The following is a 14,275-nucleotide window of genomic DNA, read 5'->3' on the forward strand; positions in this document are numbered from 1 at the left end:
TATAACTCCTTTCTTTTTTTATTTTTATTTTAATAAAATATAAGTTAATTTATATTAATTCTATTTTCAAGCAATGTAAGCAATGTGTTTTCATTTTCAACTGATGCAATTTCATCTAATAAATCATCATTTTGTATTATACTCATTATATTTTTTAATAATTCAAGTTGAGCATTTCCATCCTTCATAGCAAGTAAGAAAACTATTTTTACATCTATGATATCTTCTTCACTACCTCCCATAATTCTGAATTTTACTGGTTCTTTTAATGTAGCAGCTGCAATCATTGGCTTATTAACATGCTCCACATCAGTATGAGGAATAGCTACACCGATTTTTCCTGTGGGTAATCCTGTTGGAAAAAGTTCCTCTCTTTTTATAATTCCATCTAAATAACTTTCTTTTACGTATCCTGCATTTTTTAGCAAGTTTGCCATCTGAGTAAATACCTCTTCTTTTGTTTTTACTTCAAGCTGAGTTTTTACTACTTCGCTGTCAAGTTTAAAACCGTTAGTCATCTGTAATTACCTCCTTTAGTTGTTTTGCACTTTTAGATGCTTTGATTTTTTTTATAATGTTTTCGTCGTTTAGTATTTTATATAGTTTTTTAAATTTATCTTTACTGTAGGTATTTAACGCTAACATAAAAATCAAATCTACTTTGAAACCTTCACACCATTCAATCGGTTTGTTTAGTGTTACTATTCCTATACACTGCTTTATTACATAATCAGTATTTCCATGGGGAATAGCTATATTACCATTGATAACTGTAGGTGCCAGAATCTCTCTTTGGTGTATGGAAACTAAAAATTTATCTGTAACATAACCCTTTTTCTCCATTATTTCAGTTATTTGAGCCAAAACTTCTTTTTTAGTTTTTATATCAGGGTTAATCATTATTAAGTCTTCTCTTATTAATTCCTTCAATGAAGTTTTCTTTGAAGAATCTACGTAAGAAATTTTAATTTTATTTTTACTTTCGATTATTTTCTTTAATTTTAATGCTCCATTTTCCTTAATAAGTTTACGCATTGATATATAAGGAACTTCAGGTATTTTAGGATTTATTGTACCTACAATAGCTAATACATTTTTTCTTTTCATAATATCTCTAATTACAGTTATAAAATCATCATTTGTTAATATACCAATATTGATAAGTTCAACGTTACCATTAATCTCAGGGAAATACTTCAATATCAGGTCAGATGCAACCTTAGCAGCTCCTTCTCCTGTCAAGCATAAACTAATTATGACATCATCTTGGTTTTTGCTGTATTCATTATATTTGAGTTGTATATGGCCAAACTTATCCATTTCAATTGAATCTGCTAATTCATTTAAATCAGCATCAGGTAAAACAGCTTTCCTTGAGGCTTCAATAACCATTAAAGTATCAACTCTGGGTATAGTTCTAATTGGTATGTTTGTTTTTTCTGAAATTAGATTTGCGAAACTAACCAATGAACCCATGTCCACTAAGAATAATACTCCTTTTCCTCTATCAACTTGTTTTACAGCTTCTTCAGCTCTGAGTAATGCTTTTTTAGGTGATTCATCTAAAGACATTTCTATAGCTTTTGCATGTTCTTCACCTAGAAGTCTATTTGCAACATTAACCATACCTTCTGCTACGTGTCCATGAGTTAAAATGACAACTCCAACATGGTTTTCTTCTAAATAATTGTCCTTTGAATAAGCTTTAAGGTACATGGCTAAAAAAGCTACTTCGTCTTTTGGAAAATTCACCTTTAAATGAAAGCCTGCTAACTCAGCCATATTATCTGCAATGGCATACTCTTTTGGATATTTATCCTTGATTCTTTTAAGCTGTGGATTAACAATTTGTTTATTTTGAAGTATTCTCTCATAAGCTGCTGATAAGTGAGTTGCTAAACAGTAGAATAAGCTGTCATCAATATTGTTAAGCTCTTTTTTTGCTTTATTTAGCATTATATCTACAGCACTAATTATTTTTTCGCCAACTATCTTTTGTAAGTCTTGTCTTATTAGATTTCTTTTGTTATACCGTATTTGTTTAACTAATTGTTGTACTTTAGTTTCCAATTCATCTCCAATAATCCTGTTGATTATTTGAATATCAATTCCTTGGTTTTCGTATTTTTGGTATTTATATTCAATCTCCTTATAAATATCTTCTGGTAACATATAAGCTGTATCTTTTATAGTATTTATTTTTTGTGTAGAAGAAGGATATATCTCTAAGTTACCATCAACAATACTAGATATTGAGTCTCTTTTTTCATTGATATTTAATAATCCTCTAGCAACATGACTTGGTAAATCTGGTATATCAATTTCTATAGCTTCATTCTTTTGAGCTATATATTTCAGAAATCCTCTTGCACATGCTACTTGAATATCAGATCTAAGTTGACCTACATTACCTCTTGCATCATATAATAGAAGTGCCACTAATACTTCATTTGAAACCACTATTCTGGTATTAATTCTTGTAGCTTCTCCCTTAAAGAATTTTTCTATTATCTTATATCTTTCTTGCAAAGGTCGTTTATCTAAAGATGGTAATTTTATTGTCATAGGAATTCTTCTTCTAAATGTACCTAATAATGATGATTCTATATCTTCTGTTGTAGCTCCAATAATCATAATTTTTACTTCTCTCAATGAAGCAGTTTCTCCCAACCTTCTAAACTTACCTTTATCAATAAGATAAAATAAAATTTCCTGACCTTCAGGAGGAAGCCTATGAATTTCATCTAAAAACAATATTCCTCCATCTGCTTTTTCAACAATACCTTCCTTTTCGCTTTCTGCACCAGTATATGCACCCTTCATATATCCAAATAATTGAGCTAATAAAAGCTGAGGGTTTTCCGCATAATCAGCACAGTTAAAAACTATAAATGGGGCATCTTTATCTTTTGCAGATGATTCAATAGCAAAATTGTACATACATTCCGCAAGTTCACTTTTACCAACTCCTGTAGGTCCACATATTAAAGTATGTAAACCATTAGGAGGATATAAAACTGCAGCTTTTGCTAATTCTACTTTAGGTTTTAAGCTTCCATAAGCTCCTACTAATTCAGCAAAAGATGTTTGCTGGACTTCATTTTGTTTATTGGTTTTTTTTAGATTCTTTTGAACAATACATTCATCATTAACTGAAAATTTTGACAATTTTAATAGTTGTGAAACTGCTCTTCTAGAAATTTTGAATTTTTCATCATTTAGTTGATTAGTTAGAACTCTTTCAGAAATATTAGGGTTATTAGCTACTATCCTTTTAATATACTTTAACAAGAGTTCTTTTCTTCTTTCTCTTGAATCTTGAATATTTAATTCGTGTCTTAGTTTGACAACTTCACTTCTATTAATATTTAGTTTTTGAGCTATTTCATTATCTGTTAAAGGATTTTTTTTGTCTTCAGTTTCAATTATTTTTAAGATTTTATCTTTCATTTTTTCACCCACCTTAATTATTTGCAAGTTCAGTGCCAATTTTTTGGTTCGAATTGTGAAACCTTGTCATCTAGCCATTATTTTTGAATATTCAATAATCTACTTTGAAATATAATAACATATTGATCCAGTTCTAAAACTGTTATCAACATTTTGCACCACAAAAAAAATTCTATACCTAAAATTGTTTTATTTTATTCAAAAGCAAAATCACAAAAAAAATATTTCTTTGCTAAGGAAATTTGAAAAAAGATATTTCAAAGAGGAGGTATAGATAAACTATAATTAAAGCAAGTGCTCCTACTTCTTTTGATTAATAATATATGCTATACTAATATTATTGAAATACAAATAATAGATGTAAAGCTAAAATATAGGATTATTTATAGGGAGATGATTTTATGAGCTTAACTCGAAGAAAGATAAAAATACAAAGGAAATATGTATATGCATTTATTAACAATGAAGCTTTAAATGAAAAAACAGCAGTTTTAATAAAAGATATTGGTATTGCTGAAGATAAAATGTTTGAAAATTTATTAAATAGAGGTATTATACTTGAAGCTAAAGATAACAAATACTATTTAGACTATAATGCTGCTTTAGAAAATAAGAAAGATAAAAAGACTAGAGTAATAGATACTGTTCTTGTATTCGGGTTATTAGCAATAGCTTTGTACTATTTTTTTAGATAGAAGATTAATTTAGTGTAAAAAAATGAACAGGGGACTTTAATTTAAGTTCTCTGCTCATAATTAGTTTACTATTTATTTTAGATAAGATATTTAATTTTAAAAGAGAAAGCCCTCATCCTATAAGTTTAGGTAGAGTTCATAAAATTTCGTGATATTTAAAAGAATGATTATATGCAATATTCATCGCTAGTATTTTTTTTAATGTTATTTTCAAAAGGAGTTGCTTGAATATTATATAATTTAGAATAATATCCATTTATTTCGATAAGTTCTTCGTGTGTTCCCTGTTCTATTAATTTTCCTTTATTAAACACTAGAATTTTATTTGCAAATCTTACTGTAGAAAATCTATGAGATGTAAATATACCTATTTTATTTTCACATAATTCAAAGAATTTATCAAAGATGTCTTTTTCAGATAGAGGGTCTAGAGCTGAACTTGGTTCGTCAAGGATATAGACATCTGAATTTCTGATGAAAGCTCTTGATAGAGCAATCTTTTGCCATTGACCTCCAGAAAGTTGAGTTCCTTCATCAAACCATACACCTAATTGGCTGTCTATTGATTTAGGTAGCTTTGTAATAAATTCATCTATTCCAGAACGTTTAGCAGAATTCAATATTTCTTTATCATTATCTAATGACTTTAGATCTCCAAAACCAATATTTTCTCTAGCAGTCATCTCGTATTTAACAAAATCCTGTAATACTATAGACATCTTACTTCTAATATAATTTAAATTAAATTTTTTAATAGATATTCCGTTTATTAATATTTCTCCTTCATATGAGTCATACAATCTACTTAATAGCTTTATAAAAGTAGTTTTACCTGAACCATTTTCACCGACTATCGCTATTTTTTCTCCAGCAAATAATTTAAAGTTCAAATTTCTCAAAACATACACATCTTTACTAGGATATTTAAAAGAAACATTTCTAAATTCTATTTCTTTTACTTCATCTAATAATTCATTTGAAGATAATTTGTTAGTATCTTTTATTGGTAAATCAAAAAAGTCAAATAATTGTTTTATGTATAGATTGCTTTGATACATACGGAACATAGTATTTAAAACTGATTGAGAGTTAGTTTGTACTAATTTTGTGCTACTTAAAAATGCATATAAATCACCTATAAAAAGTTTACCTATGAAAGTACTATAAATTATAAGCCCAATAATTAAACTTACAGCAAGTTCATTGATTAAATTAAAAATAAGAGTTAATGAAAATCGTTTTTTTGCTAGTCTTTTATCTTCTTTATAAAAATTCTTAAAAAAGATTTTATATTTTTTAACAAGGTACTCTCCTAAGTTATATAGTTTTATTTCTTTAATAGTTGTATCTCTAGTGAGTAAATATTCTAAATACCAAGATTTCCTGTGTTTTGGTGCTCTCTTCCAATGCATTAAAAACTCTCTTTGACCTTGCTTTAATAAACTGATAGTAGAAAATGAAGGAACTATTATAAGAATAAGTGCTGCCCACCATTTCCATATAAATATAAGTGTTGCAGATGAAATAAGAGTTATAATACCACTTATTATTGTTAATATTGATGTAAATGCTGAAAAAGGTCTATATCCTGCTTCATTTTGAGCCCGTTGTAATTTATCATAAACTTCAGGATTTTCAAAATCAGCTAGTGACAATTTTTTTGCTTTGTCAATAATTTTACTTTTAATATCATAAGTCATTATATTTTGAAATAATCCTTCAAAATAGTTTTTTGCCAAAGAAATCAAATTCGTTAAGACAGAAATGATAATCAAAAAAATAAAAGCATCAATTACTTCATTTTGATTGTTACCATTTTTTTGAACAACATTTATTAAATTTCTAGTTGCATCAATATTAATTACAGGCATTATACCAATTAATATACTGAGTAGTAATATTATTATAAGATATTTATAATTACACTTCCAAAGAAGTTTTAAAATTCTGGGCCAGTATTTAAATGAACTAAATATTTTTTTTATATTTAAATCTTCAGTAGTAAAATCTGGTTTTGTCATAAGTTGCCTCCTTTACAATTGATTAGTTAATATAAATTTACAACATACTGAGTTATATGTCAATATTTATTTATTGCATATAAAAAATTAAAACTCTATCAAATATAGGATAATACATATATATAGCTAACAATAAAAAATGAAATAAAGCAAGCAGAAGTAAATATTATAAATTGCAACTATCGTAAAACACTAAAATAGTAATTAAATAGTAAAAAAGTACATGCTATTAAGATTTTGTAATCAATACACGAAAAATTGATATTCAAAGGAAAATATAGTAATGTAATAATGTATCAATAAATACATAAGAAAAATAAATTTATTTATAGTATATACTGTCATCTTGATGGAACAGACCATATAGAGGAGTGGATTTAAAATACTTAATAATGGGTTTGTTTTCATTTTAATAGTATGAATACATCAAAAGATAAAATATATATAATAGGTAATATAACATCTAATAATAATGAAGCCTTAGAGAAGCTGAGGAAAGCAAATTACAAGAGATATATTATTAGCCACAGATTATACATCTGTGGTTTTTATTTGTTATAAAAATGTGGCAATGAAATTAAATTTATTACATCATTTTATGTGTAAACAAATATTTACAGTATGTAATAAAGTATGATAAAATTAACTTTAAGTTACTTATGGAAAAAGGCTACGACTATAGATAAATATAATGTATTATTATATGGTGAGGTGGTAAAATGAAGGATAGATTTAAAGTTAATAAAGATAAACGAGAAGATATGATCAAATCTATTAAATATTATTTTTCAGAAGAAAGAGATGAAGATTTAGGAGATTTAGCAGCTGGTTTTATCTTAGATTTTTTTATAGAGGAATTAGCACCTGAGTTTTATAATATTGGCGTAGCTGATTCATATAAATTTTTGAGCGAAAAGCTTGAAGATATTTATTCTATACAAATTTATAAATAGTGAATGTTAAAAAATATGTGAAATATTATAGATAGTTGTAAAACAAAAATTAAAATATAATGTGTAGATGAGATTAATTGTTTAGCTTATAAGTTTTGTGTGAGGGGAACCATCTCATAATCTTTGACGGTTTCCTAGTAACTATATTGGTATATTTTACAACTGTTTTTGGGAAACTTGGTCAGTAGTTTAGTGTTTTGCAACTAAATAATGAAATATTATATTAGGAGGTAAATTTTATGGCTGAATTTAAATATGAAATAATTAAAGAGATGGGTGTATTATCTGAATCTAGCAGTGGTTGGACAAAAGAGTTGAATTTAATAAGCTGGAATGGAAGAAGTCCAAAATATGATTTAAGAGATTGGTCAAAGAATCATGAGAAAATGGGTAAAGGTATTACATTATCAAAAGAGGATTTGGTAAAACTTAGAGATATTTTGAATGAATTAGATATATAACTATTTAAACTATTTAATAAAGGATACATATCTGAGCTACTATGCTATATGTACATAAGGGAAGCTTTTGATGAAATATCTGAAAGCACTTTAGTAACTGTATTGGTAATCTTATTGTATTAGCAAGAGTTTAGGGCAGTAATAATTTATTAATAAAATGTAGGAGGAAATTTAATGAATGTTTATAAAGAAAGGCATTCTGTTAGATCGTATAGCTTTGTACCTTTAGAAATAGAACACTATGGAAAAGTATATGATCTAATTAACAATACTTGTAAGCTTTATGATAATATTGGTGTTGATATAAAATTAATTGATAGTACTGATAATATTATGAGTTCTTATAGAATGGTAACAGATTTTATTGGCGAAGTTAAAGCACCATATTATTTAGTCCTATCTTCACAAAAAAAGGAAGGATACCTATATAATATTGGATATATTGGAGAAGAAATCATATTAGAATTTACCAAATTAGGAATAGGTACTTGTTGGGTTGGGAGCCCAGTAAGTTATGATAAGCTTTACAAAGAAGTAAATTTTAAAGATGGATATGAATTTGTCATATTGATAGCTTTTGGATATCCTGATGATAATGAAGTAAGTAAAATTAAAAAGAGATTACATAAGGACGATATTGTATTTAAAGGTGAGATTAAAAAGGAGCTTATGACAATTATGGATATAGTTAAGATGGCTCCATCGTCATTAAATTCACAGCCTTGGAGGATTCATGTAGATAATAATACTTGGCATATCTATATGAAAAAAGGAAATACAATAACTAATAGTTCTTTGCATCAACTAAATAAAATAGATATGGGAATAGCAATAAGACATATAATTAAAGGTTCTAAAGAACAAGGATTTAAACCAGAAATAATCTCAAGAGATAATATGAAAACTGAAGGATTAGATTATGTTTTGAGTATAAATTTTAATTAATAAGCTTATAAAATATAGGTTAGCAGCAATAGTTATAACCTTCTATTTAAATAAGGAGTTAAAATCTTTATTTCAAGCGATTCACACCTTATGCGATTTGGTATGAATCGCTTACTCATACGAAGGCTGAGTAGGAATCTATTTTTTTTTGCGTTTGACTTAAATAAAAAATTCTATAATCCATCATCTAGAATCATACTTCCACCAGTTGCCACTCCACTTAATAACATATCCATTACTTTGTCTACAAAATCTAAAGGTATTCCTACATTAAACCATAAGTTCATGTAATATTATTTATACAAAATCTTTAACGAAAATAATAGAATATTGTTGTCATGAAAGAACAGATTATGAGTATATTAAAAGGTTTTATAAACAATTAGGTAGAATTTATATATAATATGGCGAGAAACCTGTTGAAAATCATTAAATTTACTTATATTAAAAAGCAAATATAAAAAAATTTTTAGTATTAATTGGAGGGAACAATGAATAAAAATTTAAATATCGAAGAAATGTTAAAACTTTCACAGTTGCTTTGGGAACAAAATAAAGAAAATTGGTCTCCTATGGAACCTAGTTATAGTAAAGACTTTTTGTTATATTTGGTAGAAGAATTAGGAGAAGTTATAGCTATCATTAAGAAAAAAGGAACAGACAGCATAATGGAAGACAAAATAATAAGAGAAAGATTTATTGAAGAAATGGGTGATGTACTAATGTATTATATGGATGTTTTAAATAGGCTTAAGATTACTGCTGAAGAATTTTCTGAGATTTATATTAAGAAATATGAAAAAAACATGAATAGAAATTATGAAAAAGAATATAAAACGTATCAAATATAAATAGTTGATTTGTAACATAATTTATATTATAATTAAATTAATTAATATGCAAATTAATAATGTTAAACATTATTTTTAATTTTGTAACTCTAAATAAGAAAGTTTCTTAGAAATATATTTTTTAATTAAATTCTTTGTTTTGAAAATTTATTATTATATAGAATAATATAAAATTATTATAATATTATTCTAAAGTTAGGGGAGGTATTTTATATGGGATTTAAATTAGAAACTTACGAAAAATTAACTGGTGCTACTGATCAAACGCCAGCATTTTCATGTGTTGCTCAGGGTAATGGTGTAGTATTTGCAAAAAAAGGAGCTATGGTAGCTGATCAAGGACAATTTAAATATGAAAAGGTACTATTAGATCCAAATGGTGGTGGCTTGGTAAGAGGTATAGTTAATCAAGTTTCAAGAAGACTTACTGGTGAAAATATGGAAATTATGAAGGTTTCAGGACAAGGCTTAGTTATATTTGCGTGGGAAGGTAAAAACGTAAAAATAGTTCCACTTCAACCAGGTGAATCTGTTGGTGTAGAATCGGAGAATATTTTGGCGTTTTCAGGAAATCTTAAATATGGTGTAAGATTTATAGGAGCAGGAGTTTTATCACAAAAAGGTCTTTTTACAACTAATTTTCAAAATAATTCTGGAGAGATAGGTCATGTAGCAATTATAACTGAAGGTAATGCAATAGTATTACAAAGTCCTTGTAGAGTTGATCCAGACGCTATTATATGTTGGACTGGTCCAGATCCAGGATTAAAAATGGATGTAAACTGGAAAACTATAATTGGTCAAACATCTGGCGAGTCTTACATGTTTAATTTTAAAAATCAGGGACAATCAGTTGTATTACAACCATCTGAAAGGAAATCTGGCTTAGATGTTTCAATTGATTCTGGTGGTAGAGCACAAGGTCAAGGAAGCTCTTATCAAAATTCTAGAAACAATATGAGTGATACTATGAATAACATAGGTCAGGCTTTTGGTGGTGGCAATAATCAAGGAAATAATGGTTCAAATCCACTTGGTAATATAGGTCAAACGCTTGGTAGATTTTTTGATTAATTAAATAGTTGTAAATTACAAACTTAAAAATGTAGATAACCTTTATTGTTTAGCTCGTAGTTTTTGGTGAGGGAAACCATCTCTATACGTTATCATATAGCTTTTTCAATATGTGTATAATCTTTGACGGCTGGGCAAGAGCTCGTTTTAAAATAAATAAGAAACTCACTATTCACTGCGTTCCTAGCAGTAAGTGATTCACTCAAAATCGTAGATTTTGGTTCTCTACTTAGAAGTGTTGAAGAAACGAACTCTTGAAGTCACGCTTTCAAAGAAACATTAGATGGTTCCCTAGTGACTATATTGGTAGTTTTATAACTAATAAATGATTTAACAGGAGGTAATAAAAATGAGTATTAGTGGTGGTTTAGGCGGTTTAAATACTGGCAATGTTAATAATCAGCAACAACAGCAACAACCTTCTCAAGGTTTAGGAGGCCTAGGAGGAGGTATAGGTGGTGGAATAGGTGGTGCGCAACCCCAACAATCAGTACCAGCACAAGCACCAGCGAAGCCTTCAAATGTTGTATCTCTAAAGAAAGGACAGAAGGTTTCACTAGCTAAAAGTGCAGCAAGTGTTGGAGTAAATGGACCTTTATCTGTAGTAAAAGTAGGACTTGGTTGGGATACTAATAAATATGATGGTCAAGCGGCTTTTGATTTAGATGTATTTACATTTGCATTAAAAGCAGACGGAAAAGTTAGAGATACAAATGATTTCGTATTCTATAATAACAAGCAGATACCAGAAGGTTCTATAGTTTTAAGTGGAGATAATAGAACAGGAGCTGGAGCGGGTGACGATGAATCTGTACAAATAGATTTAACTAAAATACCACCAGCTATTGAAAAAATAGCTTTCTGTATAACTATAAATGAAGCTGAAGCTAGAGGACAAAATTTTGGTATGGTTGATAATGCTTTTGCTAGAATAATTGATGCAAATTCAGGATCTGAATTTATGAGATATGATTTATCTGAAGATTATTCTGTGGAAACAGCTTTAGTTGTAGGTGAATTGTATAAACATAATAATGAGTGGAAATTTAGAGCGGTTGGCTCAGGATATACACAAGGATTAGTAGCATTATGCGGTGAATACGGAGTTACAGCTGAATAAATTCTTATTAGATTTAAACATGACAAAAAAGTTGTCTTATAATATTATGAGGCAACTTTTTTTTGTAGGAAATAAAGGTTAATGCTATACAATGCTAACTATAAGTTTAATATCGATATGTGATATAATTACTATAGTACAAATTATATTTACAGAAAGTCTAATTTTATTAATAAGAGGTGATATTATGAAATTAAATATAAAAAAGATTTGTATAATATCTATTGTATTAGTTTTGGCAATGTATGTAACGTTAGACTTTCAAATTTTTATAAAATCTATAGAGAGAAGTATAATTAGTGAAATGGGTAATTTGAGAAATATAGTTATTAAGTTGGATGAAGAAATTATTGTTAATGAAGGAGAAAAAGTTTTATTAAGCAAAGAGCAATGTCATTATTTAATTGAAATACATAATGGAGCTCGTGACATTTGGAGATCATTAAATAAATATAACCGTAAGAAAAAAGCAATTGATAAGGAAATAGAAGAAATATCAGATTGTCTTTATGATATGATGGATTTAATATTTGATATAATATCAAAAGAAGAAGGTCATATTCTTACTTATTCAGAATATCAAAAACTAAAAGAAATAGAAGTATTATTTAAAGATAGTTATTTGCAAAAAGATAGTTTTGGAATTAGCGTTGGCTTGTTTGAAATTAATTTTTCAAGAGAATCATATAATGTATTTAAAAAGATAGAATATATATTAAATTCTAATATTAATTAAAGAAACATATAAAAATAATATTATAAAATAGCAAAGGGTGATAATCACGAAAAATTTTGAAATCAATCTAATTGGTTATATTCATTCTCCATATAAGAATATTGAAGAGCTCCCAAGACAAAGTGTATTTGCTTCTAAAAAAACAGCTACAATAGAGATAAAAGAAGAATATAAAGAGGGACTAAAAGGTTTAGAAAAACATTCACACATAGTTGTGCTGTTTTATTTTCATAAATCAAAGGAGTATAAACTATTGACATCAACTCCTTGGAGTGATGAGATAAAGGGTGTTTTTGCAACTAGATCACCAAAACGTCCAAACAAAATTGGAATTTCAATAGTTAAGTTAAATAGTATAAAAAATAATAGATTAGAAATTCAAGGAGTTGACATGTTAGATCAAACACCTATTATAGACATAAAACCTTATGAGCAAAAGCTTAATCCGAATGTAGATGTTTGTAATGAAAATATTTTACAACTTATCTGATAATGATGAAATATAATTTTGAAATTTAACATTAGAGGAATAAAATAGAATATATAAATTATTTACTTCAGATAAAGTATAAATTTATCTGAAGTTTTTCATATTCTCATTAAGTTTAAAAATATAATTATTTACAAAAGAAACAGTTTTTGTCGATACAAACGGCTTTTATTTTTTTTATATGAGTAAGCAATTACATAAAATCGTAAAATTCTGCCTAAATAATATAAACCAGAGTAAATCAATACTCTGGTTTATTAACAGTGCTATTCTACTTCAAATATCCAACCCTCAGGAGCTTTTACATCTCCAAATTGTATTCCATATAAAGTATCATATAATTTCTTAGTAATAGGACCAACTTCAGTTTCGCTATAAAATACGTGGAGTTTATCTTTGTGCTGTATTCCTCCTATTGGAGTAATAACTGCTGCTGTTCCACAAGCACCTGCTTCTTTAAATTGATCTATTTCATCAATATATACATCACCTTCTATAGTTTCCATATTTAAATATTCCTTAGCTATATGTAATAAAGAATATTTTGTTATACTAGGAAGTATGGAATCTGATATAGGAGTTATAAATTTGTTATCATGTGTTATACCAAAGAAGTTTGCAGCACCTACTTCTTCTATTTTTGTATGAGTTTTTGGATCTAAGTAAATACAGTCTGCAAAACCTTTATCAACTGCATTTTTGTGAGCTACTAAGCTTGCTGCATAGTTTCCACCTACTTTAACGCCACCAGTTCCATAAGGTGCAGCTCTATCAAAATTTTCTGATATGATAAAATTAACAGGAGTCATGCCACCTTTAAAATAAGGACCAACTGGTACACAGAATAAACAGAAAATGTATTCGGGAGCAGGTTTAACACCAACGTTATCTCCAACACCTATCATGAAAGGTCTTAGATATAAAGTTGCTCCAGTTCCATATGGTGGTACATAAGCTTCGTTAGCTTTAACAACTTGTTTACATGCATCAACGAATCTTTCAACAGGAAACTTAGGCATTAATAATGTATCGCAACTTCTTTGCATACGCTTTGCGTTTTCATCAGGTCTGAATAATTGTATTTTATTTTCTTTAGTACGATATGCTTTTAAACCTTCAAAGCATTGCTGACCATAATGAAGAGCTGTTGAAGCTTCACTTATTGAAAGTTTATTATCTTCAACTAGCTGACCATCATCCCATTTTCCATCCTTCCATTTTGATATATATCTAAGATCTGTTTTCATGTAGCTAAATGAAAGGTTACTCCAGTCAATATTTACTTCTTTTGTCATGTTATCCCCTCCAAAAAAATATTATTATATTCAATAATATATTATAAGATAATATTGTAAGTATCAAGAAAAATCTTTGAATAGTCTGAAAAAATATAATATTTAGATAAAAGTTGAAATAGCTAGTTTTGATTATTATGCATTTCTTTAATAATGGATACAAAATGAAACATAAGAAATAAAT

General features: G+C 27.7%; 13 protein-coding genes. 9 read left to right on the forward strand and 4 right to left on the reverse strand.

The features are described 5' to 3' along the window. Positions 1-44 precede the first annotated feature (44 nt). Positions 45-518, reverse strand: coding sequence for a PTS sugar transporter subunit IIA (locus AYC61_RS04175; protein WP_066497323.1), 474 nt, complete (start codon positions 516-518; stop codon positions 45-47). Then, complete coding sequence (locus AYC61_RS04180) at positions 511-3,450, reverse strand: sigma 54-interacting transcriptional regulator (protein ID WP_066497325.1); 2,940 nt, start codon at positions 3,448-3,450, stop codon at positions 511-513. Before AYC61_RS04180 ends, AYC61_RS04175 begins: the two co-directional genes overlap by 8 nt. A 401-nt stretch (positions 3,451-3,851) precedes the next feature. On the opposite strand from AYC61_RS04180, the gene AYC61_RS04185 reads away from it, so the two are divergent. After that, on the forward strand, positions 3,852-4,145 hold the full coding sequence (locus AYC61_RS04185) for a hypothetical protein (protein ID WP_066497326.1): 294 nt from the start codon (positions 3,852-3,854) through the stop codon (positions 4,143-4,145). A gap of 167 nt (positions 4,146-4,312) precedes the next feature. Here the strand turns inward: AYC61_RS04185 and AYC61_RS04190 are convergent, their stop codons facing one another. After that, entirely contained in the window at positions 4,313-6,166 is a 1,854-nt protein-coding gene (locus tag AYC61_RS04190) for an ABC transporter ATP-binding protein (RefSeq protein WP_066497332.1), read from the reverse strand. Positions 6,167-6,885: 719 nt separating this feature from the next. On the opposite strand from AYC61_RS04190, the gene AYC61_RS04195 reads away from it, so the two are divergent. From AYC61_RS04195 to tsaA, 8 genes are all read left to right on the forward strand, one after another. Then, positions 6,886-7,119 (forward strand): DUF2164 domain-containing protein, encoded by a 234-nt coding sequence (locus AYC61_RS04195; protein ID WP_066497338.1) that lies wholly within the window; start codon positions 6,886-6,888, stop codon positions 7,117-7,119. Between the two features lie 239 nt (positions 7,120-7,358). Continuing rightward, entirely contained in the window at positions 7,359-7,580 is a 222-nt protein-coding gene (locus AYC61_RS04200) for a YdbC family protein (protein ID WP_066497339.1), read from the forward strand. Between the two features lie 174 nt (positions 7,581-7,754). After that, positions 7,755-8,525, forward strand: coding sequence for a nitroreductase family protein (locus AYC61_RS04205; RefSeq protein ID WP_066497340.1), 771 nt, complete (start codon positions 7,755-7,757; stop codon positions 8,523-8,525). A 491-nt stretch (positions 8,526-9,016) separates the two neighbouring features. Beyond that, positions 9,017-9,376 carry a MazG nucleotide pyrophosphohydrolase domain-containing protein gene (locus tag AYC61_RS04210; RefSeq protein ID WP_066497341.1) on the forward strand — a complete coding sequence of 120 codons (360 nt, stop codon included), beginning with the start codon at positions 9,017-9,019 and terminating at the stop codon, positions 9,374-9,376. A 213-nt stretch (positions 9,377-9,589) separates the two neighbouring features. Continuing rightward, the gene (locus tag AYC61_RS04215) at positions 9,590-10,450 is read left to right on the forward strand and encodes an AIM24 family protein (protein WP_082759773.1); all 861 of its coding nucleotides are present in this window, start codon (positions 9,590-9,592) and stop codon (positions 10,448-10,450) included. Positions 10,451-10,799: 349 nt separating this feature from the next. Further along, complete coding sequence (locus AYC61_RS04220) at positions 10,800-11,570, forward strand: TerD family protein (RefSeq protein ID WP_082759774.1); 771 nt, start codon at positions 10,800-10,802, stop codon at positions 11,568-11,570. A 187-nt stretch (positions 11,571-11,757) separates the two neighbouring features. After that, positions 11,758-12,306 (forward strand): hypothetical protein, encoded by a 549-nt coding sequence (locus AYC61_RS04225; protein WP_066497346.1) that lies wholly within the window; start codon positions 11,758-11,760, stop codon positions 12,304-12,306. 37 nt (positions 12,307-12,343) lie between these two features. After that, on the forward strand, positions 12,344-12,796 hold the full coding sequence (gene tsaA / locus AYC61_RS04230) for a tRNA (N6-threonylcarbamoyladenosine(37)-N6)-methyltransferase TrmO (protein WP_242866735.1): 453 nt from the start codon (positions 12,344-12,346) through the stop codon (positions 12,794-12,796). A 266-nt stretch (positions 12,797-13,062) separates the two neighbouring features. Here tsaA and AYC61_RS04235 read toward each other — a convergent pair whose 3' ends face one another. Then, the gene (locus AYC61_RS04235; RefSeq protein WP_066497348.1) at positions 13,063-14,091 is read right to left on the reverse strand and encodes a branched-chain amino acid aminotransferase; all 1,029 of its coding nucleotides are present in this window, start codon (positions 14,089-14,091) and stop codon (positions 13,063-13,065) included. Positions 14,092-14,275 lie beyond the last annotated feature (184 nt).

The organism is Abyssisolibacter fermentans, assembly GCF_001559865.1.
Lineage (GTDB): Bacteria > Bacillota > Clostridia > Tissierellales > MCWD3 > Abyssisolibacter > Abyssisolibacter fermentans.